This window comes from Acinetobacter sp. NRRL B-65365 (assembly GCF_001605865.1).
GTDB classification, from domain to species: domain Bacteria; phylum Pseudomonadota; class Gammaproteobacteria; order Pseudomonadales; family Moraxellaceae; genus Acinetobacter; species Acinetobacter vivianii.
In genome coordinates this window covers 150,329-175,517 of sequence record NZ_LRPD01000067.1, presented here as the reverse complement: position 1 = coordinate 175,517, position 25,189 = coordinate 150,329, and the positions used below count along the sequence as shown (strand labels likewise).

The 25,189-nt window shown below is 43.6% G+C and carries 22 protein-coding genes and 3 tRNA genes; 13 read left to right on the top strand and 12 right to left on the bottom strand.

What is annotated here, in order from left to right; all coding sequences use genetic code 11:
• Nucleotides 1–69: 69 nt before the first annotated feature.
• Nucleotides 70–1,731: a DNA repair protein RecN gene (gene recN, locus AWW72_RS17495; RefSeq protein ID WP_062848147.1), complete on the bottom strand. Its 1,662-nt coding sequence runs from the start codon at nt 1,729–1,731 to the stop codon at nt 70–72.
• Nucleotides 1,732–2,250: 519 nt separating this feature from the next.
• Here recN and ppnP point away from each other — a divergent pair.
• From ppnP to AWW72_RS17475, 3 genes are all read left to right on the top strand, one after another.
• Nucleotides 2,251–2,577: a pyrimidine/purine nucleoside phosphorylase gene (gene ppnP, locus AWW72_RS17485; RefSeq protein WP_004774082.1), complete on the top strand. Its 327-nt coding sequence runs from the start codon at nt 2,251–2,253 to the stop codon at nt 2,575–2,577.
• A 193-nt stretch (nt 2,578–2,770) separates the two neighbouring features.
• Nucleotides 2,771–3,517 carry a 23S rRNA (guanosine(2251)-2'-O)-methyltransferase RlmB gene (rlmB, locus tag AWW72_RS17480; protein WP_004774084.1) on the top strand — a complete coding sequence of 249 codons (747 nt, stop codon included), beginning with the start codon at nt 2,771–2,773 and terminating at the stop codon, nt 3,515–3,517.
• Between the two features lie 31 nt (nt 3,518–3,548).
• Nucleotides 3,549–4,460: a DMT family transporter gene (locus AWW72_RS17475; protein WP_062848145.1), complete on the top strand. Its 912-nt coding sequence runs from the start codon at nt 3,549–3,551 to the stop codon at nt 4,458–4,460.
• On the opposite strand, the gene coaE is transcribed toward AWW72_RS17475, so the two are convergent.
• Genes coaE through pilB form a run of 4 tightly spaced genes read right to left on the bottom strand, consistent with a single transcriptional unit; the run spans nt 4,457 to nt 8,893 of the window.
• Nucleotides 4,457–5,062 carry a dephospho-CoA kinase gene (gene coaE, locus AWW72_RS17470; protein ID WP_062848144.1) on the bottom strand — a complete coding sequence of 202 codons (606 nt, stop codon included), beginning with the start codon at nt 5,060–5,062 and terminating at the stop codon, nt 4,457–4,459. The genes AWW72_RS17475 and coaE overlap by 4 nt on opposite strands.
• A gap of 1 nt (nt 5,063) precedes the next feature.
• On the bottom strand, nt 5,064–5,924 hold the full coding sequence (locus AWW72_RS19795) for a prepilin peptidase (protein ID WP_005255469.1): 861 nt from the start codon (nt 5,922–5,924) through the stop codon (nt 5,064–5,066).
• Between the two features lie 5 nt (nt 5,925–5,929).
• Nucleotides 5,930–7,156: a type II secretion system F family protein gene (locus AWW72_RS17460; protein ID WP_004774089.1), complete on the bottom strand. Its 1,227-nt coding sequence runs from the start codon at nt 7,154–7,156 to the stop codon at nt 5,930–5,932.
• A gap of 24 nt (nt 7,157–7,180) precedes the next feature.
• Complete coding sequence (pilB, locus tag AWW72_RS17455) at nt 7,181–8,893, bottom strand: type IV-A pilus assembly ATPase PilB (protein WP_004774090.1); 1,713 nt, start codon at nt 8,891–8,893, stop codon at nt 7,181–7,183.
• 371 nt (nt 8,894–9,264) lie between these two features.
• Between pilB and tpiA the strand changes: the two genes are divergently transcribed.
• From tpiA to AWW72_RS17405, 10 genes are all read left to right on the top strand, one after another.
• Complete coding sequence (tpiA, locus tag AWW72_RS17450) at nt 9,265–10,056, top strand: triose-phosphate isomerase (protein WP_004774091.1); 792 nt, start codon at nt 9,265–9,267, stop codon at nt 10,054–10,056.
• A 12-nt stretch (nt 10,057–10,068) separates the two neighbouring features.
• Entirely contained in the window at nt 10,069–10,398 is a 330-nt protein-coding gene (gene secG, locus AWW72_RS17445) for a preprotein translocase subunit SecG (RefSeq protein ID WP_062848143.1), read from the top strand.
• A gap of 56 nt (nt 10,399–10,454) precedes the next feature.
• Nucleotides 10,455–10,539 (top strand) — tRNA-Leu (locus tag AWW72_RS17440).
• Between the two features lie 45 nt (nt 10,540–10,584).
• Nucleotides 10,585–10,661: transfer RNA gene (locus AWW72_RS17435), tRNA-Met, on the top strand.
• A gap of 88 nt (nt 10,662–10,749) precedes the next feature.
• A tRNA-Met gene (locus AWW72_RS17430) sits at nt 10,750–10,826 on the top strand.
• 199 nt (nt 10,827–11,025) lie between these two features.
• Nucleotides 11,026–11,550: a ribosome maturation factor RimP gene (gene rimP, locus AWW72_RS17425; protein WP_004774094.1), complete on the top strand. Its 525-nt coding sequence runs from the start codon at nt 11,026–11,028 to the stop codon at nt 11,548–11,550.
• Between the two features lie 37 nt (nt 11,551–11,587).
• Nucleotides 11,588–13,072, top strand: a complete 1,485-nt coding sequence (nusA, locus tag AWW72_RS17420) for a transcription termination factor NusA (protein ID WP_004774096.1) — start codon at nt 11,588–11,590, stop codon at nt 13,070–13,072.
• Nucleotides 13,073–13,082: 10 nt separating this feature from the next.
• Nucleotides 13,083–15,797, top strand: a complete 2,715-nt coding sequence (gene infB / locus AWW72_RS17415) for a translation initiation factor IF-2 (protein ID WP_004774098.1) — start codon at nt 13,083–13,085, stop codon at nt 15,795–15,797.
• Nucleotides 15,797–16,198 carry a ribosome-binding factor A gene (locus AWW72_RS17410; RefSeq protein WP_004774100.1) on the top strand — a complete coding sequence of 134 codons (402 nt, stop codon included), beginning with the start codon at nt 15,797–15,799 and terminating at the stop codon, nt 16,196–16,198. Before infB ends, AWW72_RS17410 begins: the two co-directional genes overlap by 1 nt.
• Before the next feature lie 363 nt (nt 16,199–16,561).
• The gene (locus tag AWW72_RS17405) at nt 16,562–17,122 is read left to right on the top strand and encodes a hypothetical protein (RefSeq protein ID WP_062848142.1); all 561 of its coding nucleotides are present in this window, start codon (nt 16,562–16,564) and stop codon (nt 17,120–17,122) included.
• A gap of 209 nt (nt 17,123–17,331) precedes the next feature.
• Here AWW72_RS17405 and AWW72_RS17400 read toward each other — a convergent pair whose 3' ends face one another.
• The 7 genes from AWW72_RS17400 to AWW72_RS17370 all read right to left on the bottom strand — a co-directional run bounded on the left by AWW72_RS17400 (nt 17,332) and on the right by AWW72_RS17370 (nt 25,177).
• Nucleotides 17,332–17,706, bottom strand: coding sequence for a Na+/H+ antiporter subunit G (locus AWW72_RS17400; RefSeq protein ID WP_004774101.1), 375 nt, complete (start codon nt 17,704–17,706; stop codon nt 17,332–17,334).
• 11 nt (nt 17,707–17,717) lie between these two features.
• A complete protein-coding gene (locus tag AWW72_RS17395; RefSeq protein ID WP_004774102.1) occupies nt 17,718–17,993 on the bottom strand; it encodes a monovalent cation/H+ antiporter subunit F in 276 nt (91 codons plus the stop codon).
• Nucleotides 17,990–18,520, bottom strand: coding sequence for a Na+/H+ antiporter subunit E (locus AWW72_RS17390; RefSeq protein WP_004774105.1), 531 nt, complete (start codon nt 18,518–18,520; stop codon nt 17,990–17,992). The genes AWW72_RS17395 and AWW72_RS17390 overlap by 4 nt, the downstream gene beginning before the upstream one ends.
• Nucleotides 18,520–20,331 (bottom strand): monovalent cation/H+ antiporter subunit D, encoded by a 1,812-nt coding sequence (locus AWW72_RS17385; RefSeq protein ID WP_062848141.1) that lies wholly within the window; start codon nt 20,329–20,331, stop codon nt 18,520–18,522. Before AWW72_RS17385 ends, AWW72_RS17390 begins: the two co-directional genes overlap by 1 nt.
• Complete coding sequence (locus AWW72_RS17380; protein ID WP_004774108.1) at nt 20,331–20,699, bottom strand: Na+/H+ antiporter subunit C; 369 nt, start codon at nt 20,697–20,699, stop codon at nt 20,331–20,333. Before AWW72_RS17380 ends, AWW72_RS17385 begins: the two co-directional genes overlap by 1 nt.
• A complete protein-coding gene (locus AWW72_RS17375) occupies nt 20,692–23,544 on the bottom strand; it encodes a monovalent cation/H+ antiporter subunit A (protein ID WP_062848140.1) in 2,853 nt (950 codons plus the stop codon). Before AWW72_RS17375 ends, AWW72_RS17380 begins: the two co-directional genes overlap by 8 nt.
• Before the next feature lie 250 nt (nt 23,545–23,794).
• On the bottom strand, nt 23,795–25,177 hold the full coding sequence (locus tag AWW72_RS17370; RefSeq protein WP_062848139.1) for an ATP-binding protein: 1,383 nt from the start codon (nt 25,175–25,177) through the stop codon (nt 23,795–23,797).
• Between the last annotated feature and the right edge of the window lie 12 nt (nt 25,178–25,189).

Genomic DNA, 25,189 nt, shown 5'->3' with positions numbered 1-25,189 from the left:
GTTCTTTTTATCAACATACAAGAGTTGATCGGATTTCGCCAATTATTTTCTAATATTTTGTGCCGTTACTTAGGCAGACTGAAATTTAAGCTGACGTAACTGTCTTGCATGCTGCAAAGTGGTCTCACTAATTTCGACCCCGCCAGACATACGTGCCAGTTCTAAAATACGTTGCTCTTCACCCAATTCGATAATGGTACTGCTTGCCGGATCTGTCTGTTGTTTCTTCACCAGCAGATGCTGGTCAGATTGCGCTGCAACCTGAGCCTGATGGGTGATACATAACAATTGAACATGTTGTGCAAGATCAGCCAGTAAGCGACCAACAACTTCGGCGGTACCACCACTAATCCCCACATCGATCTCATCAAATACCAGTACTTCAGCATCTGTCTTTTCCGCATTCATGACTTGCATGACGAGGGCAATACGCGAAAGTTCACCTCCTGATGCAACACGTGCCAGCGGTTGAGGCGGAATCCCTTTATTGGCGGTAAATAGCAGTTGAATGAAGCTTAGGCCTTCTGCATTGGCAGGTTCTAAGGGTTCAAACTTAAATTCAAAATGCGCTTCAGGTAATGCTAATGGCTTGACCTGTTCCGTGAGTTGCTTCGCTAACGGAATCGCTGCTGCACGACGAATCTCATCTAAGTGTTGTGCTTTCTGCATAAACGCCTGATACGAAACTTCGACTTGCTCCGCCAAAGTTTCTGGATCTTCCAGTTGATGCAACTGTTCTAATTCTTGCTGCCAGCTTTCATATTCTTGTTTGAGTAATTCGGGTTGAGTGCGATGCTTGCGGGCCAAGCGATGGAATACTTCCAATGTCGCATTCAGTTGTTCCATACGCTCTGGATCAAAGCTTTGACGGTCAATAAATTGACGTAAGCTCGCCGTAGCATCATCGATTTCGCTTTGCGCATTTAACAACGCATTATAGATATTGGCAAGCTGTTCACTACGGCCTGCATGAGATTCTAAACGACGAATGATCGATGCGACTTCCTGCGTAATATTCTGCTCAGCTTCATCTAAGACATTCAGGCTATAGCTACAGTCCTGCATGATATGTTCATGATGGCTAAGACGATCAAATTCTTGCTCAATTTCCCGATAATCGGTTTGAACCACGTCTTCAAGTTCTTCGATTTGAGATTCTAGATTTTGTATTTTTTGAATGCGTGTTGCTTGCGCATCTAACGCGGCTTGATGCTGACGAATATTCTTTTGCCACGTGCTATATGCTTCACGAACGGCATTCGAAGGTTCTGCAAAATTGTGATAACGGTCTAGCCAGCGTTTTGGATAAGGCGGTTCTAATAACTGTTGTTGACTGTGCTGGCTATAGAGTTGTACCAGTAATCGTCCAATTTCCTTGAGTTCAGCCAAACTACTCGGACGGCCATTGATCCAGGCCTTACTACGGCCTGTAGCAAAAATCACACGTCTTAAATGGATCTCACCAGAATCATCATCTAGTTCATGCTCGGCGAGCCATTGCGCTTCGGCACTGTCAGCTTGATAACTAAATACGGCTGTGACATCGGCTTTGTCAGCGCCATAGCGGACATAATTGGTATCCGTGCGTTCGCCCAGACATGCAGAGAGCGCATCTAACAATAATGATTTGCCCGCGCCAGTTTCACCAGTCAGCACATTGAAGCCTTGTTCAATATCTAAAGCCAAATGGTCAGCGAGTGCAAAATTAATTAAAGTTAAATGGGTGAGCATAAACGCATCCAATGCACAGAATCTTTTGCTTAAAGATAGAGAAGTTTTAAAGTTGCTACAAGAGTTGAATGTAGGATTTTCCTTATTTACTGTATGGATAGAAGATTATTTTGGTATGTGTTTGACCTCTTGGCTTTTTCTTCAACATTTATATGGGGAGTTAAGGTTTTGCGTTTGGGTAAATATATTAATGTTTCTTGCTACTCGCAGCTTGGCTACTCGTCTTCTTGCGGAACTTGAGTCGTTCCTCAGGACAAAGCTTCGCTTTGTTTTTTCCCTCTTTACTCACAGTCTAGCTGTTCGTCTTGCGCTCGGGCAAAGTTTCACTTTGTTTTTTCCTCTTTACTCACAGCATAGCTGTTCGTCTTGCGCCCAGACAAAGCTTTGCTTTGTTAATCTGGGCTCAGGTATGAAAATTGCTATGTTTAGCCCAGAAAATGGATTGATTAGTTGTCACGGCACAATTAAACTACGTCCAGCATAACCTAATATAAATGCGGCATTATTTGGAGAGTACGCATGAGTTCAGTGCAGTTTGATCATGTAACGGTCATCAAGAAATCGAATGTGTATTTTGGTGGGGCATGTATCAGCCATACAGTACAATTTGAAGATGGTACAAAAAAGACTTTAGGTGTAATTTTACCCACTGAACAGCCTTTAACTTTTGAAACACATGTACCAGAGCGTATGGAAATTATTTCTGGTGAATGTCGTGTAAAAATCGCAGATAGTACAGAAAGTGAATTATTCCGTGCAGGTCAGTCATTCTATGTCCCTGGCAATAGTACCTTTCTGATTGAAGCAGACGATGTACTTGATTATGTCTGTCATTTAGAAGGCTAACCTATTCCTTTCTAAATCGAGTACACTAGAGTCAATAAAAATCCTGTAAAGACATTTTGCAGGATTTTTTTATTAAGTACTCTTGCGGAGCTATAATCGCTCCTCACCTGTAAAGTCACTTTGCAGGATTTTTATTTTTCAAAATTCCTAATTCTCTTTTTTGTAAAAGAGGAAGTGCTAAACGAGGTCGTTCATGGCAAAACCTGAATATTATTATGGCGTTCATTCGGTGGAGTCATTGTTGGAGTTAGAGCCTGAACGCGTTTTGACTTTATTTACATTAAAAGGTCGAGATGACCAGCGTTTGCAAAAAATCTTGCAGCTTGCTGAACCTTTTGGCATCAGTATTCAAAAAGCCAGTCGTGACAGTCTGGAGAAACTGGCTGGTTTACCTTTCCATCAAGGGGTGGTTGCCGCAGTTCGCCCTCATCCGACCTTGAATGAAAAAGATCTGGATGAACTTATGCAGCAGTCTCCAGATGCGTTGTTATTGGCGCTTGATCAGGTGACTGACCCACACAATCTTGGCGCGTGTATTCGTACTGCGGCAGCGATGGGTGTTCAGGCGGTGATTGTGCCACGTGATCGTTCAGCAAGCTTGACGCCGACAGCGCGTAAAGTTGCAGCTGGTGGTGCCGAGAAAGTTAAGTTTATTCAAGTGACCAATCTGGCAAGAACCTTGGCACATCTGAAAGACAGCACACACACCCGTGTGATTGGTACCATGTTGGATGAAAAAGCATTGCCGATTCATCAATGTGATTTTAAAGGTCCTGTGGTGATTGTCATGGGTGCTGAAGATACGGGTTTAAGACCGATTACCCAGTCACAATGTGATCATACCGTGTATATCCCGATGTCGGGGGACCTGCAAAGTTTAAATGTCAGTGTGGCAACAGGTATGGCATTGTATGAAGCCTGCCGTCAACGTGGTGTATAATTTAAGCTCATATTGTTCTATGTAAGCCTAAATGACTGCTCGTACGCAAGGCTATTTCTTTGTCCTGATCACGATGTGTATTTGGGGCGGATTTACGATTTTTTCCCGCCTCAATGCACATTGGCAGGTCAGTGTCTGGGATCTGGTGGCCATGCGCTTTGCCATTGCTTCCCTGATTTTATTGCCAGTTTTGATCTATAAAAAAGATCTGGCTTTTTTATGGAATCCGCGCCCCGTTATTTTGGCGCTGATTGGCGGACTGGTGTATTGCCTTACCGTCTATACCGCCTTTTTACATGCACCAGCCGCACATGCTGCCATTTTCCTGAATGGCTGTATTCCGCTATGTACCGCCGTCGCTGCCTATATCTTATTTAGGCAACCTTTTGATAAACATACTTGGGTGAGCTTAGTCATCATGATGAGTGCCTTGGTACTCATGAGCTATTTAATGCTGCATGATCAAGCCTCAGGATTGGGCGTCGGAGATCTACTTCTATTTGTCAGTGCAATCTGGTGGGGAATTTTCACTGTTTTGCTGAAACAGTGGAATCTCTCTGCATGGCACGCAACTGCGGGTGTGGTGATCTGGTCTGCAATCATCTATCTCCCTATTTATCTTCTATTTATTCCCAAGCATTTTCATGAAGCATCACCTCTACATTTATTGATTCAAGGGCTTTTTCATGGTGTGCTGGTTGTGATTGTGGCAACGCTGACTTATGTGGCTGCTATTGAGCGATTAGGTGCATTTAAAACAGGTAGTATTGTAACTTTGGCACCTTTTATTGCCGCGATTATTGCAGTTCCTTTATTGAATGAACCATTGAATGCCGCGATTGTTTGTGGCCTAATCGGGATGGGGATTGGCGCATTGCAGCCATGGCGCTGGTTCCGTAAAGACAGCTTGGCTGCGCAGTTGGCTCAGCAGAAACAACGTTAGAAGGCGTGTTCTGCGCGTTGCAAATAACTCAAGTGTAATGGTTTAAGTTGCTGATGCAGATGCTCTAATAAGCCATCATTGATGACAATATCATTGGCAAGCTGTTGTTTTTGAGCGCGGGGCATTTGTGCTGCAATGATTTTACGAATTTGTTCTTCGCTTTGCCCATCACGCTGACTGGCTCGTTGTAACTGGGTTTGCTCATCAGCATCCACCAGCAAGGTATGATGCGTGAGTTCATGCTGGTTGGTTTCAAAAAGTAAAGGTGAAACCAAAATCACATAAGGACTTTCGGCCTGTTGTAACTGCTGAATAATAGACTGGCGAATGGCTGGGTGGGTAATTTTTTCCAGCGTTTGACGAGCTTCTGGAAACTGGAAAATATGCTCACGCAGCGCTCTTCGATTTAAATTGCCGTCTTCTAATAAAACCCAGTCGCCAAAGGCCTGTTGTATCGCTTGCAATGTAGGTTGGCCTGGCTCAACCACTTCTCTTGCTACGATATCCGCATCGACGACAGTAATACCTTGGGATTCAAACCATTGTGTAGCAGCCGATTTTCCACTACCAATACCGCCTGTAATACCCAAGATAAAACTCATATTAACCACCTAAATAAACTTTCATGATCTGATCGCCCCATAAAAAGGCGATCCAGCCTGCAATTGCAATATAAGGACCAAATGCAAATGGCTGATTTTCACCACGCATTTTCATCAAAATAATACCAATAATCGCACCCACCATTGAAGAGAGTAGCACGATTAAGGGCAGCAGCATTGGCCCCATCCATGCACCTAAGGCGGCTAACAGTTTAAAGTCGCCATAGCCCATGCCTTCTTTACCTGTGATTAATTTGAAAATGTAATACACGATCCAGAGGCATAAAAAACCAATGATATAACCCCAGATTGCCAGACTGGCAGAGGTATAAATGGCATAACTGTTGATCCCTAAACCTAAGGCGGCTAGGGGAAGGGTAAAGCGGTCTGGTAGCAATTGGGTATCAAAATCAATAAAGGTCAGTGTGATCAATACCCAAGTGAGCACTAAACCAAATAGCATCTTTAGAGTAGGGCCGAAAACAGCAACCACCACCAGCGAGCACAGCATGGTCAGCAGTTCAATGAACGGATAACGAATACTGATTGGATTCTGACAGGTTCCACATTTACCCCGCAGCGCTAACCAGCTAATAACAGGAATATTCTGGTACCAGCGAATCGCAGAGTCGCATTTGGGGCAGGTCGAAGCGGGTTGACTCAAGGTCAGTTTACTTTGGTCAATTATCGGCTGTTCTGGATTAAGTAGCATCTGGCATTCCTGATGCCATTCTTGCTCCATCATTTTTGGGGTGCGGAAGATGACAACATTTAAAAAGCTGCCAATGCATAAACTAAAAAGCCCAACCGCAAGATAAAGTGCAGTTGGGTTTTCAATAAAATAATAAATAATTTGTTGCATGCGTATTAGACCACAGAACCCATTTGGAAGATTGGTAGATACATGGCAACAACGAGGCCACCGACTAAAATACCAAGTATAGCCATGATTAACGGTTCCATCATAGACGTTAAACCATCTACGGCATTGTCGACTTCGTTTTCATAATGAGTGGCAACCTTATCCAGCATACTGTCTAAAGCACCAGACTCTTCACCAATTGCGACCATTTGAATCGCCATCGAAGGGAAGCGGTTCGAAACACGCATGGCGAATTGCAGTTGCTGACCTGTTGCGACATCTTCACGAATTTTCATGACCGCTTCTTCATAAATGACGTTATTGGTCGCCCCCGCAGTTGATTCTAGCGCATCAATCAGCGGTACACCTGCTGCGAAGGTCGTTGCTAGGGTACGGCTATAGCGCGCAATAATCGCTTTATAAACTAGATCCCCAAAAATTGGCGCTTTCAATGCCATTTTGTCCAGAAGATCGCGGAACTTTTTACTGCGTTTTTTTGCTTCCAGAAAGGCTGCAATGATTGCACCAATTACAATAATCAGAATAAACCAGTACTCTTGCATCCATTTGGACATATTCACTACCATTTTGGTGAACGCAGGGAGGTCTGCACCAAAAGAGCTGAACAAGTCCTGAAATACAGGTACAACTTTAACCATCAGAATAATGGTCACGATCACAGCCACCACAATAACGGTGGCTGGATACTTCATGGCCTTTTTAATTTTCTGTTTGAGCAGCTCACTTTTTTCTTTATAGATCGCAACGCGGTCTAACATGGTTTCGAGCGCACCTGATTGTTCACCAGATTCCACCAGCGAGCAGAACAGATTATCAAAATATTGCGGGTATTTTTTTAAGGCGCCAGCAAAAGTATTACCACCTTCAACTTCACCTTTGATCCCCAATACCACTTCACGCATAGAAGGGTTTTCCAGACCTTCTGCAACGATTTCAAAGCCTTGTACCAGTGGTACGCCTGCTTTCATCATGGTTGCCAATTGGCGAGTGAAAATAGTGATATCCAGCGTCGTGACTTTTTTCTTCATCAGACCTTCAAGGATATTCTTGCGCTTTTCCCGAATATTCTTAATGGTGACGCCTTGTTTTCGTAAGGTGACTTTCGCCAAAGCCATATTACGAGCTGGTAATTCCCCTTTAATTTTTGCTCCTTTCCGGTCGACCCCTTCATAAGCAAAAGTTGGCATCATTTGCGCTTTTTTAGCTGCCATGATTATTAATCCTTTTTATTGATTTTATTCACTTGTCACGCGGTTAATTTCCTGCAAAGAGGTAATTCCTTGCATCACCTTTCTTAAACCTGAACGACGTAAATTACTAAAACCTGCTTGTTCTGATGCGGCTGCAATTTGTAAGGCATTGCCGTCTTCCATAATAATTCTAGAAATTTCTGGCGTGACTTTCATGACTTCATAAACACCGACACGGCCTTTGTAGCCTTCACGACATTCAGAACAACCCACAGGCTGAAAAATTTTGAAATCAGGATCAGCCATATCCTGTTCAGTAAAGCCAAGCTCTAAAAGGCTTTGTTTCGGTATGTCGATCGGTGTCTTACACTGAGAGCATAAGCGACGTGCCAAGCGTTGTGCAATCACCAGATTCACCGAAGTGGCAATATTGAAGGACGGTACGCCCATATTACGTAAACGGGTCAAGGTTTCAGGTGCGCTGTTGGTATGCAGTGTCGACATTACCATATGGCCTGTTTGGGCAGCTTTAATGGCAATTTCTGCTGTTTCCAGATCCCGGATCTCACCCACCATGATGATGTCTGGATCCTGGCGTAAGAAGGCTTTCAATGCAGCAGAGAAGGTAAGGCCAGTTTTAGGATTGACGTTGACCTGATTAATCCCTTCCAGATTGATCTCGACAGGATCTTCGGCTGTAGAAATATTGGTATCTTCAGTATTTAAGATATTGAGACCTGTATATAACGAGACCGTTTTACCAGAACCCGTTGGGCCGGTAATCAGAAGCATGCCTTGAGGCTTATCCAGCGCTTCCATAAATAAAGCTTTTTGTTCATCTTCGTAACCGAGTGCTTCGATTCCGAGCATGGCGCTGGATGGATCAAGAATACGCAGCACCAGTTTCTCACCAAACAGCGTCGGCAGTGAGTTCACACGGAAGTCGATGGCTTTGGTTTTAGAGAGCTTTAATTTAATACGACCATCTTGAGGCATCCGTTTTTCTGAAATGTCCATTTGCGACATAACTTTTAAACGAGACGCTAAACGTGTTGCCATTTGCAAAGGCGGATTGGCAATTTGACGGAGTACACCATCAACGCGATAGCGAACCCGATACATTTTTTCATAAGGTTCAAAATGTAAATCGGATGCACCCATGCGAATCGCATCAATCAGTAATTTATTGATATATTTAACAATCGGTGACTCATCGCCTTGTGGGGCATCGTCTTCTTCTTTTGCCGGATCCTGACTTACATCAATATCCAGATCAAAATCTTCGCTATCACCAAAGTCAAAACTCCCCGAATCCCCAAATTGCTGTTCAATCAGTTTTTCTAATTTAGTGTGTTCAACAATGATCGGTTCGATATTGAGCTTGGTGTTAAAGCGAATTGCATCCAGAGCTTCGATATTGGTCGGGTTACTGGTGGCAACGTACAGGATCTGGCCTCGTTGCAGTAGGGGAGCGACTCTATGTTTCTGAATCAGCTTATTGTCTGCCAGATCACGCGGCAGCAAGGCAGTATCGTAGACTGCCAGATCAAACAGAGGTTCGCCAAACTCGGCTGCAATGGTTTCAGCAATGGTAAGTGGCGATAAACGATGATGTTCAATTAAGTGTGCGACGATGTCTTGTTGTGCTCTTTTAGCAGCATCAATCGCTGATTGCATGGTTGCCGCAGACAGATGACTGTCTTCAACTAACCGTCGAATAAACCCCGAAAACTTTGGAGACGTATGTAATCCTGACATCTGTCCGCCTTATGACAATAAATGTTTATAATATGTATCCTAAAAATTATACTTTTGTTAGGCAAAAATGCCACTAGAGAAAGTGTCGTTTTTGCCTTGATTCATCGCTAAACTTTGAACTGATCGAGTTTTTTTACAAATTAATTTTATGTAATACGTTAATTTCTAAATTGATCCTATACTTTTTCCAGCCAGAAGCTTCTTGTTTTCAAATAAATACGAGAGCGATGTGCGTTGTAAAACAAAGCGTATTTTAGATTCAGATAAATTTTAAATTGATTTATATCTAAACAATAGAAAAAAACTGAATTTTATAAAAATCCGTGTAAAATATGCAGCATTTTTGAAAATTAACAGTAGGCGGGCGAAGTATGTCGAACTCGACCATTACCCCTTGGGTTGTTGGCAATTGGAAAATGAATCCAATGCATGCGAATGCTTTCCAACTAATAGAAGAATTTAAGCAGTTATTACAGCAGGACAATATTTCTCCTGAGCAATGTCATATTGGTGTAGCGCCAACGACGATTGCGCTGACGGGTGTCCACGCTCAGTTAAAAGATGCAGCCAGAGCCGTTTATACTGTGGCTCAGGATCTTTCTCGTGTGGCAGGTACAGGTGCTTACACAGGTGAAGTGAGTGCGGAACTGTTAAAAGACAGTCAGATTGAATATGTATTGATTGGACATTCAGAACGCCGTGAATTATTTGGTGACAATGTCGAAATATTAAAAGCAAAGCTGCAAAATGCCTTAAGTGCTGGTTTAACCGTGATTTATTGCGTCGGTGAAAGCTTGGAGCAACGTGAGCAGGGTGCAGCAGAGCAAGTCGTATTACAACAAATTTGTGATATTGCAGCGGTGGTAAAAGCTGAACAATGGCAAAATATTGTGGTAGCGTATGAACCGATTTGGGCAATCGGGACGGGTAAAACCGCGTCACCCGCAGATGCTCAGGCGATGCATGCAAAAATTCGTGAAGGCTTAAAGCAGATTACTGCATTTGGCGCAAATACTGCGATCTTGTATGGTGGTAGTGTTAAAGCTGAAAATGCGGTTGAATTGGCGGCATGCCCAGATATTAATGGTGCTTTGGTGGGTGGTGCATCTTTAAATGCGCAATCTTTTTACCAAATCGCAAAAGCATTTGCGCAAAGCAAATAACGAGGAATAGAGATGTATAGTTTTATACTCGTTGTACACATCATTCTAGCAATTTTGATTATTGCTTTGGTTCTGGTACAACAAGGTAAAGGTGCAGAAGCAGGCGCATCATTTGGTGGTGGCGGTGCTGCAACCGTATTTGGTGCTTCAGGCGCAGGCAACTTTTTAACTCGTATGACTGCGATTTTTACAGCGCTGTTTTTTGTCACCAGTTTGACACTCGCTGTGTTTGCAAAGAAACAAACCACAGATGCATATAGTTTGAAAACTGTTCAAACGACGACATCTGCGCCGGCAACATCGCCTGAAACTTCATCAAATGCACCTAAAACGACTGAATAAGTCGATTTAGGACTTTCCTTTTTGTATTTAAAGGAATAGAATGCGTCCCACAAACTGCGGTGGTGGTGGAATTGGTAGACACGCTACCTTGAGGTGGTAGTGCTTTCGGGCGTGGGGGTTCAAGTCCCCCCTTCCGCACCAAACTTAATAACCAGTTAAGTTCGGTGTATGCAGTGTTTGTGTTGATGCGGGATGGAGCAGTCTGGTAGCTCGTCGGGCTCATAACCCGAAGGTCGTTGGTTCAAATCCAGCTCCCGCTACCATTTGATTAAGGTGCAACTTAATCAGACGGATATGAAGAAAACTTAAATTGACTTTTTTTCATATTTGTATATAATTTTTGCACGTTGATGCGGGATGGAGCAGTCTGGTAGCTCGTCGGGCTCATAACCCGAAGGTCGTTGGTTCAAATCCAGCTCCCGCTACCAAGTTTCTAAAAAGAGGCTCACAATAAGGTGGGCCTTTTTGCACAGTGGGCTAAGCTTTTCTGTGTAACATAGGGGCGATTTACGCCCTTTTTTATTGGTTGTTTAGCTATCGTGTAGTTGTTCGACATCAATTGGTCAAATAGTCGTGCTTCACTATACGGTTAAGATTGATTGGCTCGTATAAGAGCGACGAGAGTACATGAAATTATCAAATAAATCTCAAGCATTGCATGATCTTATTGCGCCAGCTGTAGCTGCGTGTGGTGTAGATCTGTGGGGGATTGAATTCCTGCCACAAGGTAAGCGTTCTTTACTACGTATTTATATCGATAAAGTCGTAGATGAAAATGCTGAACCTGTCCTCAATGAAGATGGTGAAGTTGAACTCGGGCGTGGTATTGGCGTTCAGGATTGTGTTCTGGTAACACAACAAGTGGGTGCAATGCTTGATGTCCATGATCCAATTTCGGGTGAATATGCTTTAGAAGTATCATCACCAGGTTGGGATCGTCCATTTTTCCAACTTAATCAATTACCTGCCTATATCGGGCAACAAGTGGCTTTACGATTAATTGCTGCTGTCGAGAACCGTCGCAAATTTCAGGCGAAATTACTTTCTGTAGACTTGGAAAATGAAATCATTCAGGTCGAAGTTGAAGGTAATCATGTGCTTGAAATTGATAGTAATAATATTGATAAAGCAAATTTAATCTATCAAGACTAATATTAACTTAATTTTATAAGAAATCGGTAGGTGACTTATGGGCCGCGAAATTCTTACCGTTGCAGAAACGGTTAGTAATGAAAAAGGTGTTAGTCGTGAAGCGATCTTCCAAGCGTTAGAGCAAGCACTTGTTGCGGCAACGAAGAAAAAGTTTTACGAAGGCACACATTCTGAAGAAGCTCAACTCCGTGTTGAGATTGATCGTAAAACTGGTGATTACCGTACCTTCCGTCAATGGACAGTGGTTGCGGATGAAGATCATGAAATGCCAGCATGCCAAGACGCAATTTCTGATGTAGACCCTGCGAAATGGTCAATCGGTGATGTGCGTGAGCTTGAAGTTGAATCAATCGAGTTCGGTCGTATTGCTGCGCAAATCGCTAAACAAGTGATCGTACAGAAGATTCGTGAAGCAGAGCGTGCATTGGTTGCAGATGCGTATGAATCTAAAGTCGGTGAGTTGATTTACGGTGAAGTGAAAAAGCAAACCAAAGATGGCTTTATCATTGATCTTGGTGACAACGCTGAAGCTTACTTGGCGCGTGAAGAAACTATTCACAAAGAAATTTTACGTCCTAAACAGCGTATCAATGCAATTTTGTACAATGTAAACCGTGAAGGTCGTGGCGCACAATTATTATTGTCTCGCGCACGTCCTGAAATGCTGATTGCATTGATGAAGAAAGAAATTCCAGAAATTTCTGAAGAAATCATCGAAATTAAAGCAGCAGCGCGTCAACCGGGTGTTCGTGCTAAAATTGCAGTGAAAACCAATGACCATCGTATTGACCCAGTAGGTGCATGTATTGGTATGCGTGGTACACGTATCCAAGCTGTACAGCAAGAGTTGAACGGTGAGCGTATTGATGTGGTGGTGTGGTCTGATGATCCAGCACAATATATCGCAAGTGCGTTAGAGCCAGCTGATGTATCAGGTATTGTCCTTGATGAAGATGCACGTAGTGCTGACATCATCTTTGCGACCAATGATCAGTTAGCGCGTGCAATTGGTTCGCAAGGGCAAAATGTTCGTTTAGCATCTGAATTGACGGGTTATAAACTCGACATGATGTTAGAAGAAGAGTATCGTGCTCGTCAGCAAAATGAAGCACAGCAATATTTAGACATGTTTATTACACGTCTTGATATTGAAGAAGACTTGGCAATGGCATTGGTTGAAATGGGCTTCACTTCATTAGAAGAGATTGCTTACGTTCCAGCTGAAACATTTGACGAAATCGAGCTTGAAGCTGATTTGGTTGAATTGCTACAGAGTCGTGCGAAAGAAGCTGCTTTGACGGATGCATTGAAACAGCAAGAAAATATTCAAGAGCCAAGTGCAGAACTTCTCGGTATGGAAGGTATGACAACTGAGATTGCGTATGCATTGGCGGCGCGTGGTGTGGTTACTGTTGATGATTTGGCAGACCAGGCAACTGACGATATTTCTGATATCGAAGGTTTAGGTCATGACAAAGCGGGTCAGTTAATCATGAAAGCACGTGAATCATGGTTTAACTAGGAGATAATAGATGACGGACAAGTCGATTCAAGAGTTAGCACTCAGTGTAGAACGTCCTGTAGAGAAACTCCTGGAACAGGTTCGCGAAGCAGGCTTACCACAGCGTAAAGCAGATGACATTATTACCACTGAACAGCAAGATACTTTGGTCAATCACTTGAAAAAAGTACATGGTCAGGAAAGTGGTAACACAGGAAAGATTGCGTTGAAACGTAAAACAACGAGTACTGCTAAAGTTACAAGTACTTCAGGTAAAGCAAAAAGCATTAATGTTGAAGTTCGTAAGAAACAAGTTTTTGCTAAGCCAAATCCAGAGTTACTTGCAGCTGAAGCAAAAGCGCGTGTAGAAGCAGATGCTAAAGTACGTGCTGAACAAAAAGTACGTGATGAAGCAGATCAAAAAGCTCGTCATAGCGCTGAACAAAAAGCAAATGCAACATTAGAAGCAATGCGTGCAGCGCATACTTCTGATAGTTCAGGTCAAACCACTGCGAAAGCAGCTGTTGTGGTGAAAAAGCGTAATAGCGACAAGGTCATTAAAGCACCTGTTGTTCGTCCTACAGAAACACCAGAACAGAAAAAAGCACGTGAAGAGCAAACTGCTCAGTTGAAAGCGACTGAAGAAGCAGTACGTCGTAAAGCAGCTGAAGAAGCGCAGCAACGTACGCTTGAGCAAATGCGTCAGATGGCATCAAAATATTCAAATGATGATGCAACTGCAACCATTCGTGTGATTGATGATTCACCTTTAGCTGCTGGTCTTGTTGGTCAGGCATATGAAGATTCTTTCAATAAGGAAGACCGTGAAATCAAACGCGGTGGCGCGACTGCAAACCCACGTGGTGGTAAGAAAGGCGGTCGTGGTGGCGATGCTCAGTCTGAACAAAGCTTTAGCAAGAGCCATCACAAGCGCGGCTTGAAAACAAGCCAAGCCAACAAGCATGGTTTTGAAAAGCCTGTGAAGAAGCAGGTTTATGATGTAGAGATCGGTGAGAAAATCATTGTTGCCGATCTTGCACAGAAAATGGCTGTTAAAGTTCGTGAAGTCATCAAGACCCTCATGAAAATGGGTGAGCTTGTTACTCAGAACCAAGCGATTGATCAAGATACCGCTGTACTTGTCGTTGAAGAATTGGGTCACAACCCAGTATTAGTTTCTGATACACAAGCAGAAGACAACTTGTTGGTTGCAGCTGAAGAAGCACGTGGTGAGCAAACAACTCGTCCACCAGTCGTTACAATCATGGGTCACGTTGACCATGGTAAAACGTCATTACTGGATCGTATCCGTCGCTCTAAAGTGGCAGCGGGCGAAGCGGGTGGTATTACTCAGCACATAGGTGCTTACCATGTTGAAACTGAGAAAGGCATTATTACTTTCTTAGATACACCGGGACACGCAGCATTTACATCTATGCGTGCACGTGGTGCGAAAGCAACTGATATCGTGGTACTTGTTGTTGCTGCTGATGATGGTGTAATGCCACAAACAGCTGAAGCAATTGACCATGCGCGTGCTGCGGGTACGCCAATCATTGTTGCAATCAACAAAATGGATAAAGAATCAGCTGATCCAGATCGCGTATTAAACGAATTGACCACCAAAGGTATCGTACCTGAAGAGTGGGGCGGTGATGTTCCAATCGCTAAAGTATCTGCACATTCTGGTGAAGGTATCGATGGTTTACTTGACCTGATCCTGATCCAATCTGAATTGATGGAGCTTAAAGCTTCTGCTGAAGGTGCGGCACAAGGTGTTGTAATTGAAGCACGTGTTGATAAAGGCCGTGGTGCAGTAACGTCGATTCTTGTACAAAACGGTACATTGAACATTGGTGACCTTGTATTGGCAGGTTCATCGTATGGTCGTGTACGTGCAATGTCAGATGAAAATGGTCAACGTATCACTTCTGCAGGCCCATCAATTCCTGTAGAAATCTTAGGTTTACCAGAAGCGCCAATGGCGGGTGATGAAGTTCTTGTGGTTAATGACGAGAAGAAAGCACGTGAAGTTGCTGATGCTCGTGCAGACCGTGAACGTCAAAAACGTCTTGAGCGCGCAAGCTCGATGCGTCTTGAAAACATCATGGCATCAATGGGCAAAAAAGATGTTCCAACAGTTAACGTGGTACTCAAAACTGACGTACGCGGTACTTTGGAAGCATTGCATGTTGCACTTGATGAGCTTGCAACTGATGAAGTTAAAGTCCGTGTAATCGGTTCTGGCGTAGGTGCAATCACCGAGTCAGACGTAACGTTGGCTGAATCTTCAGAAGCTGTATTGTTAGGCTTCAACGTACGTGCGGACAACACAGCACGTCAAAAAGCTGACCAAGATGGTATCGATATTCGTTACTACAGCATCATCTATCAATTGATTGATGATGTAAAAGCTGCAATGAGCGGTAAGCTTGCACCTGAACACCGTGAGACAATCTTGGGTGTTGCTGAAGTGCGTGAAGTATTCCACTCAAGTAAGTTTGGTGCAGCAGCAGGCTGTATGGTACTTGAAGGTGTATTACACCGTAACAAGCCAATTCGCGTATTACGTGATGACGTGGTTGTGTTCCAAGGCGAGCTTGAATCTCTTCGTCGCTATAAAGAAGTGGTTGAAGAAGTTCGTGCTGGTATGGAATGTGGTCTTGCAGTCAAAGGCTATAAAGACATCAAGGCACAAGACAAGATCGAAGTGTATGATGTTCAATTGATTAAACGGAGTCTTTAATGGCGGGTAGCCAACGCTTAAAGCGCATGGCGGATTCGGTACAGCGTGAGTTGTCTGAGCTTATCCGTCAGGAGCTTAAAGATCCACGTCTGGGTGGTCTTGTGACCATCTCAGCCGTGAAAGTCAGTGCAGATATGGGATATGCTGAAGTATATGTCACTGTAATGGGCCGTGAACTTGGTGATGACCAAAGTGAAGCTGCAAATAAAGAAACCTTGGATGTTTTGAATAAAGCATCTGGTTTCCTGCGTCATGAGTTGAGTCGTCGTATCAAGACACGTATTACGCCAAGATTGCGTTTCCATTACGACAAGACCAATGCCTATGGTAACTATATGTTTGGTCTGATTGCTGAAGCGGTTAAAGATCTGCCTGAACAAGAGCAAGATGAACAAAAGTAAATAGATATAAAAAAGCCACCTTCGGGTGGCTTTTTTCATATTCTGGAGTATCTGTAATGAAAATATTTAATTTTTTATAAAAATAAATGGTCTTGTTTGTTCAAGAAACACTGCTTGTCGGATTGATATATTGGATTCTTGACTCTATTTGAATGGAATATTAGTGTTAAGTTGTGGTTAAAAAATAAACAAAATATTGCATTATTTTTAGATGAATTTAAATCTGACTTCTATATCAATATTTAGAATCTTGTGCTGGTGGTGACAAATAAGATGAGTTGGTTGTCTTGTAGAATCTTTGGTTTTCTGACTCGCTACTATTAATAATAAATTCTAATTATTTGACTTAACGGAGATTGTGAAATGAATGATACAAGAAAGTGGAAAGAACCAAACCCTAGTCTTGATAAAGATAAAGACATAGTTAAGCATAAAGATAAGGTCGTTCCAAATGAGACGACACAGGTTGATGCAAAAGTAGTAATCACTCCAAAAAATGCGCAAAGCATCTTTTTGCAGGCCGTAGCTACAGATAAGCCGCTCTTCACTAATCCGACTCATCCACCTCTGGTGGTTCCACCTGGTCATATTTTCTATTGGGCCTCGGCGACCTCCTCGCTTTGGACTGATAACAAGGATACCTCCTCTAATCGTCCTCTTTATGGTTGGGACTTTGAGCCAAATGAACAAGTTGTCACTTGGCTTCGACGTGCGCAACTTATGGGGTTGTGTAGCTTGGGCAATGGAGAATACTCAGCGGTTGGTTATGAGGAGAAATTTGATCAGTCTAAAGGTGGAACTTGGTATTACATAAACGACAGTGGAAAAACGAGAAATTATTATTGGTATATGAACGATAACTTTAATTACTACAGCGATAATGCTGGTGTTGCAAATATGACTTTTATCGTCATGCCATATTAGTAAATTATAAGTAGGTTTGTTATATATCTACGTAATTTAGCTTTATAGGGAAATACTAATCTGGTTGAAGCCATGAACTTACTAGTGGGGTTTGTGATAGGTAGCTCAGAGAAATTTAAAATAATAAAAATCATTTTTTATGGTTTTAAAATTATGAGTGATTAAAAAAGCCACCTTCGGGTGGCTTTTTTATGCGCTGAATAAAAGTGTTAATCTTTCTTCAATGGATGACGACGATAGCGTTGCCAAGGAAGAGGACGATTTAATGCTTCTGGTACATCACCACTGGTTGAGCGTAAGCGTAAGTGAATGGCTGCTTGAGCCATCAAATTCGCTGATACTGGCGCAGTGATAAATGCAAATAAAGTAATCAGCAGCTCGGCAAAACCGAAACGGCCTTGTGTTGCTGAGAAGATCATTGCAGCGATCAGGAAGCTCCCGAGACCCAGCGTACTGGATTTGGTCGGTGCGTGTAGACGCATAAATAAGTCTGGCAGGCGGATCATGCCGATTGAACCAACCAGCATAAAGAATGCGCCAAACACCACAAAGAATGAAATGATAATCTCAAAAATCAATTGCATGCTGGAGCTCCTTAATCAATCACATGACCGGTTGTGAAATAGCGGGCGAGGGCAGCGGTTGAAACAAAGCCCAGCATTGCCACTAGAAGTGCACCTTCAAATAAATTGGTGCTGACCCAATAAATGCCCAATACCACGATTAAACAGGTGGCGTTCAAGAAGAGTGTATCTAGTGCCAGCAAGCGGTCAATCACAGAAGGGCCGACAATCAGACGAATCAAACACATGAACATGGAGATGGTAATCGCAATTAAACCAATACCCAATGCATAAGGTAAAATAGTCATTTGGTTGCTCCTTCTGCTGTAATCTTCACGTCAAAGATTTCGATTAAAGGCATTTCATAGCGCTTTTTGATGTCCTGAATATCCAGCTCGGCATTATCGGTACTGAGCGCATGCACCAGAATATCACCACGTTCCTGATCAATACCCGCCGAAACCGTACCTGGAGTGGTAGTGATGATCATTGCCAGCAAGGTATTCACTTGTTCGTGCTCGGTGTCCAATGGAACGCGATACCATTTAGGATGCAATTGATCCATTGGTCCGAGTACCATTTTAGCAACACGGAAATTAGAGATCACGATATCCCAAAGCACCACAAAAACCAGTTTAATGGCAGGCGTCCAGTGAATATGTGGTGTTCTGGCAATAAATGGACTCACTAAACGTGCAATCCCGACTGCCAGAATCACGGCAATTAAAATATCAGTTGCATCCAGACTGTGAGCCAGCATTAGCCAGCTCAGGAAAATCAGAACAGACACAAATGGATGTGGGAACCAACGGTCAAGCAAAGATGATTTTTGCATTAGTGATCCTCCATTGGTTTTAACTGCGTGTTATTTGGAATGGTCGGTGCTTCTAAAACCTGCCCAGCGATTTGACGCTGTTTATATTCGGAAATATGTTCACCTTGTAAGGTCGGCTTGGAAATAATATCCGGAATCAATACGGCATTATGATCTTCTACTTCACCACCATACTTGGTTTCAGGTAAATAGCTTGGATCGTAAGGCTGAACACTGATTGGACGACCTTGTGCATCATTTTTCAGAATGGTCTGGTTATATAATGCATGGTTCTGGATTTGCTGAGCAGTTGCTGTGGTATAGCTTTGTATTGGCGCGGCAAAAACCACATAGGCCATCAAGCTGGCAAGCAGGATGTAGATCGCCTTGTCATTACGTTTTGGTGCAACTTCAGGTAAGGCCTGATATTCAGCATAAGCAGCTTCTTTCTGGTCTTCTTCTGGAGGTGTTGCACGCCAGAACAGAATAAAACCAACACGTGTCAGCGCGATGATGCTGAGCAAGCTGACAATCAAGATGACTGCAATGGTCCAGCCTTGATACGGCGTTTCAGCTGTGGCTTGTAAAATAAAGACTTTGCCCAAGAAACCACTGAAAGGTGGTAAACCAGCCAACATTAACGCAATGATGAAATAGGTAAATGCTGCTGCTTTTTCCTGTTTGATTTTAGGTGCAACTTTCAAATGATCTTTGAAAGAACCACGTTGTGATGTCATCCAGCCACAGAATAAATAGAATGCGGCTGCGATTAAGGTACTGTGTACCAAGTAATAGAGTGCCGCGGCCCATGCTGCTGTATTGAACATGGCAATTGCAATCAGCAAGGTACCAATCGATGACAACACCATAAAGCCGACAAAACGACGGAGACGTTCTGCACCAATTGCGCCAACTACACCATAAAGTGAAGTAATCAAGCCAATAATCAGTAAGCAATTCTTGAAAATGCTCTGTGCCATAGCATCATCAAACACGGTTCCATTGACCCGCAAAATCGCGTAGATGCCGACTTTGGTCATAATGGTAAACAGTGCTGCAACAGGCGTGCTGGCAACGGCATAGGTTTTTGGTAACCAGAAGCCGACAGGTAGCATGGCTGCTTTAATACCAAATACCACAAACAGTAAAAAACCACCTGCAATTGCAAGTTTATGCTGATCACCATCCAAGGTCGGTACAAGACGACCGACATCGGCCATATTTAAGCTACCTACACTGCCATAGATCATCCCTAAACCGATCAGGAACAGGGCAGAGGCAAGTAAGTTAATGGTGACGTAGTGAATTCCCAGTTGAAAACGGGGACGACCTTGACCGTGTAATAGCAACACATACGAAGCCATCAACAGGATTTCAAAAAATACGAATAAGTTGAACAAGTCGCCTGTGAGGAATGCACCTGCGATTCCCATCAACAGGAAATGCACCATGGTATGGAAATAGCGTCCACGTGTGTCCCAGTTATCGCTTGCGAACCAGATTACAGGTACGGCAAGAAGATAAGTGAGCACCAGCATAAATGCAGAGAGTTGATCGAGAACCAGAACAATACCAAAAGGTGCAGACCATTCACTGAGTTGATAAACCGTGATTTGGCCAGTACTGGCAATCGAGAGATAACTGATTGCGGTGATCAGACCTAAAATTGCTGAACCCAGACTGATACCGCGACGCCAAGGTTGACGCCAATCGCGTTTTAAAGAACCTGCACCCGGATTACCGAGTAAGATCAAGATAAAACTGGTAAAAGCCGGAATTAAAATACTGATAATCGGAGCGTGAGCGTGCCAGAAAGTATAAAAATCAAACATTATGGCTCATCCTCACGTGGGTCATAAGTCAAGGTGGGTTCTTCTTTCGAGTCGACATGATCAGTACCTGATTCATAACGGCTGCGTAAGGCAAGTTGCACAATAAATGCTGTGGTTGCAAAGCCAATGACAATAGCCGTCAAGACCAGTGCCTGTGGCAATGGATCGGTGACTTTAGTGGCTTGTGTCAAAACAGCAGGGGCGTTAATTTGCAAGCGCCCCATTGCGAACAGGAACAGGTTGACCGCATAACCAATCATGGCAAGGCCAAGCACAACAGGAAACGTTCTGGCACGTAGAATTAAATAAATACCTGTTGCCGTTAATAAACCAATCCCTGAAGCGAGTAAAAATTCAATACTAACCATTTTCTTTATCTCCACTTGGGATCGGGCCTGACATACTGGAGTGACGTGAGTCCCCCAAGACCGAGATCAATAACATGGCAGCCCCTACAACGGTAATATAGACACCAGTATCAAAGGCAACAGCCGATGCAAGGTGCATTTTTCCGAGTAAAGGTGCTTCCACATAAATATGTGCACTGGTGAGGAATGGACGCGCCCAGAACCAGGCAGCTATACCAGTTAAGCCTGCAATGGTTAAACCTGAACCAATCCACAACTCATAAAGACGTCCAGATTTGGCTTTGATCATCTGTTCAGTCTGGTCTTGTCCCAGCACGATGTACTGGATTACTAAGGCCATTGAGGTAATTAAGCCTGCAATGAAGCCACCACCTGGAAGGTTATGACCGCGCATGAAAATATACACACTCACCACAAGCGCAAGCGGTAAGATCCATGACGCAGTAATACGTAACATCAGTGGAGATGGGTTAAAACGATAAGTCAGACCTTGTGTCATGGTCGTGCCATGCGCACGCATGCCATCCATCAAGCACAGCGCACCAATTGCTGCGATGCCCAATACGGTGATTTCACCGAAGGTATCGAATCCACGGAAGTCCACGAGAATAACGTTGACGACATTTGATCCACCGCCGAGTGGAATCGCCTGTTGCATGAAGAACCATGAAATTGAATTATGGTCACGTGTCAGTAACAACCATGCAATCCAGCCAATCCCTAAACCGCCTGCGATTGCCAGACTTGCATCTCTCCAGCGACGTGAACGACTTGACTCGTATGGCGTCAGTTGCGGCAATAATGACAGACTCATTAACAGTAAAACCGTCGTAACAACGTCTACGGTAATTTGTGTTAATGCAAGGTCAGGTGCAGACATGGTCACGAAAACCATTGTCACCACTAAACCAACCGCACCACTGATTAGAACCGCTTTGATTCGTTCATGATGGAACCAAAGCATCATCCAGCAACCAGAGAACAATGTGAGCCATAAAACGATAGCTACCCACGGCGCATGTGTCAGTTCTCGTGTACCTGTGGTGAGTCCCTGATTCAACAGTGGCAGTGCCACCATGACAATACTAAAGAGGACAATCCAGAGCAGATAGCTTTGCAGAGAACCATTTTCGGTGGTTTGCTTCATGCGGCGACTGCTGAGTAGTAAATGTTTCAGGAATAGATCGAATAGAACTCTGCCCTGAAATTTACCCAACTGAGGATCAAGATCAATCTTGCGAATGCGTCCGTCTTTGGCTAGTGCGAAATAGAACAATGCCCCACCAATCAAGGCAATCACACTCATTAGCAACGGTGCATTAACCCCATGCCAAATCGCAAGATGCACACCTTCAAATTCAGGTTGAGCCAGACTTGCACGCGTTACGCTATTCACGAGCGTGCCAGCGAGTAGGGCAGGGAGGATACCGACCAAGATACACAAAGTCGCAAGAATGATTGCAGGCAAGCGCATGCCTAATGGTGGTTCATGCGCATCTTTATTTGGAACCTGTTTACCAAGTGGGCCATCGAAGAAGACACCGTGAACCAGACGAATCGAATAACTCACCGCGAAAATACCTGCCAAGGTCGCAACGATCGCTGAGATCACCATGACTGGGCCAGATAGATTTGCCAGTAATTCAGTAAAGAACATCTCTTTGGAGATGAAACCATTGGTCAGTGGAACGCCTGCCATAGATGCAGCGGTGATCATGGTTAGGGTGGCAGTGAATGGAAGCAGTTGCCAGACGCCACTCAGCTTACGTAAATCACGGGTACCCGTTTCATGGTCGATAATCCCTGCAATCATGAACAATGCCGCTTTAAAGGTGGCATGGTTAATGATGTGGAATACAGCTGCTGCAACTGCGAGAGGTGAACCGATACCGAGTAAGCAGACAATCAGACCTAAATGACTAATGGTCGAATAAGCCAATAGCCCTTTGAGATCTTCTTTGAAAATCGCAAAACCTGCGGCCATACACAATGTGAATAAACCGACAAAAGTAACGATGTTGTGGTACAGCGCAGCGCCAATAAAAATAGGCGCTAAACGTGCCAGCAGGAAAATCCCTGCCTTAACCATTGTTGCCGAATGCAGGTAGGCTGAAACAGGCGTGGGTGCCGCCATGGCATTGGGTAACCAGAAGTGAAACGGAAACTGTGCACTTTTGGTGAAAGCCCCAAGTAAAATCAGCAGTAAGGTCGGAACAAAAAGCTCATGTTGCTGAATGGTATCTTTCATCAGCACCAGTTGATCAATTTGATAGGTGCCTGTGATTTGACCCAGTAAGACAAAGCCCCCCAGCATTGCCAAACCACCCATTCCTGTGATCGTAAGTGCCATACGGGCACCACGCTGGGCAGCATCATACTGACTCCAGTAACCGACCAGCAGGAAAGAGGAAATACTGGTTAACTCCCAAAACACCAATAACAGGATCAGGTTGTTGGAGAGCGAAATCCCGAGCATTGCTGCCATAAACAGCATTAATAATTGATAGAGTTTACTGAGCGAGTTCTTCGGGCTGAGATAATAATAGGCATAAATATAAATGAGTGTGCCGATACCGCTAATCAGCAGACCAAACAATAAACCTAATGCATCTAGGCGAAAACTAAGATTGATTCCAAGCTGCGGAAGCCAGTCCCAGCTTTGTTGCAGGGTATTGCCCTGAAGAACCGTTTCTGCCTGAGTAAGAAGTAAAATAAAACAGCTAAGGCTGATGCCAATCGCCCCAAGTGCCGTCACGCCCCGTGAAATACGTTGCAATTGTGAGACAAGGGTGGTGCCGAGTATGAGCGGTAATAGGATAATAATCGGTAGCACACTGGTATCCATGTCGATGATTTAGGTCGAGACCTAAGGGTGAATTTTTTTCAAGACTTACAGGCACTCAAAGAGAATACCAAAAACTTTAAATCTTGAAGCCCAATCAAGTTAACGGAGGCAGCAAGTTGTATTGCACAACTTGAAAATAAAAAATGAGATTTATTTTACTACAAAACATCAATAAAAATCTGATGTTATTACATGAAAATAACAACACTTTTTGTTTTAAACCACAGAATTATCCAGTTCGGGCAATCGTTTAAAGTGGGCTCTCCTGCGGGGTGTCATCTATCTTGAGCAAGTTGATTAAATCGCTTTTTTCTTGTTCATTTAGCCCCTGAATCTGATGAAATAAATCATCCACTTTGTTCGATAAAGGATCAGCTTGGAGCAAATTTTGTTGTTCGATTAAGCTCATTTCTTCTGCTTGCGCTAACTCTTGATACAAGGCAGAAAGTTGTTGTTGGGATGCTTCCAGATCGATTTCATAAACGCCTTTTTGATCCAGTTTCAGGCATTGGTATTGCGCAGCATGCTCCAGTAAAGCATCACGGTTGCCTGTGCTAATAATTTGCAGGCGAGGGAATGCTTCATGTAAGCGCGCCAAAATTTCAGCACACATATGCTGGTCGAGCTGATGATCAATCTGATCAATCAGCAAAATGCCTTCACCTTCCAGACAGGGATTAAAACAATGCTGATTCAATAAACACAATCGTCGGCTAATATCTCCCACCAGCGCAATCCATGCTTTCATGGAAGCAGACAGCAGTTGAAATGGCAGCGTCTTTTCCTGATAGCGCACCATTAACTGAAGTTTAGGAACGTATTGAATGTAAATATCATTCAGTTCGGGAAAAACAGTTTGCAGACTGCTTTTCAAGGCATACAAATTCGGTGCAGACAGCTGTTTGGGATGATTGACCAGTTCCTGCTGCAATTCTTGCAAAATTTCTGACTGATTTTGCTGATTAAAATCGTTGCCCATTAAACGTCTGACAATATGAGCTGAATGCGCATTTTCCACATCGCTGATTTCACGCAACCATTCAAAAAAACGCGCAAAAGTGGTGTAAGGAATTGCTGTTAGATCATAGGCGGCAATTTCCTGCAAAGTCCCCGGCGTATTTTTACTTTGTAAATTAATATCTTGCACAAAGCGTTCAGCGGGATAATAGGCGATCAATGGCAAGCCAAGTAGCGGATCCTGCTGATTGGTTTTCTGGTACAGCGTTACCAGTTGGTCGAGTTGCTGGGTTTCCACCTGACTGATGCCAACACCTTGTGCATTGAAAGTTTTGTATAACTTCCACATGCAAGTTTGTGTATCTTCGGTCTGTGCAGTACTACTTTCAGGCAAAGCGCCATTTAGCTCGCTGCTCATGCGGACATGAATCTGGATTTTGGCTTGTAGTCGATTTAACAGAATATCCTGATCGGCAATCACTACCCCAGCGGTGCGTATATCTTTATAGCGTGCAGAAAACCAGGTCAGGCTTTGGTAGATATTTTTTAAAATCGTGCTTTTACCAGTGGCCTGATCACCCAGAATCAAGGTAATGGGGTGTTGTTCAGGATAGAAATCGAGTTTTAAATCCCGAAACATCCCGATGTGTTTAAATAGAACCGATTCAAGTTGCATAAGCTGACCTCA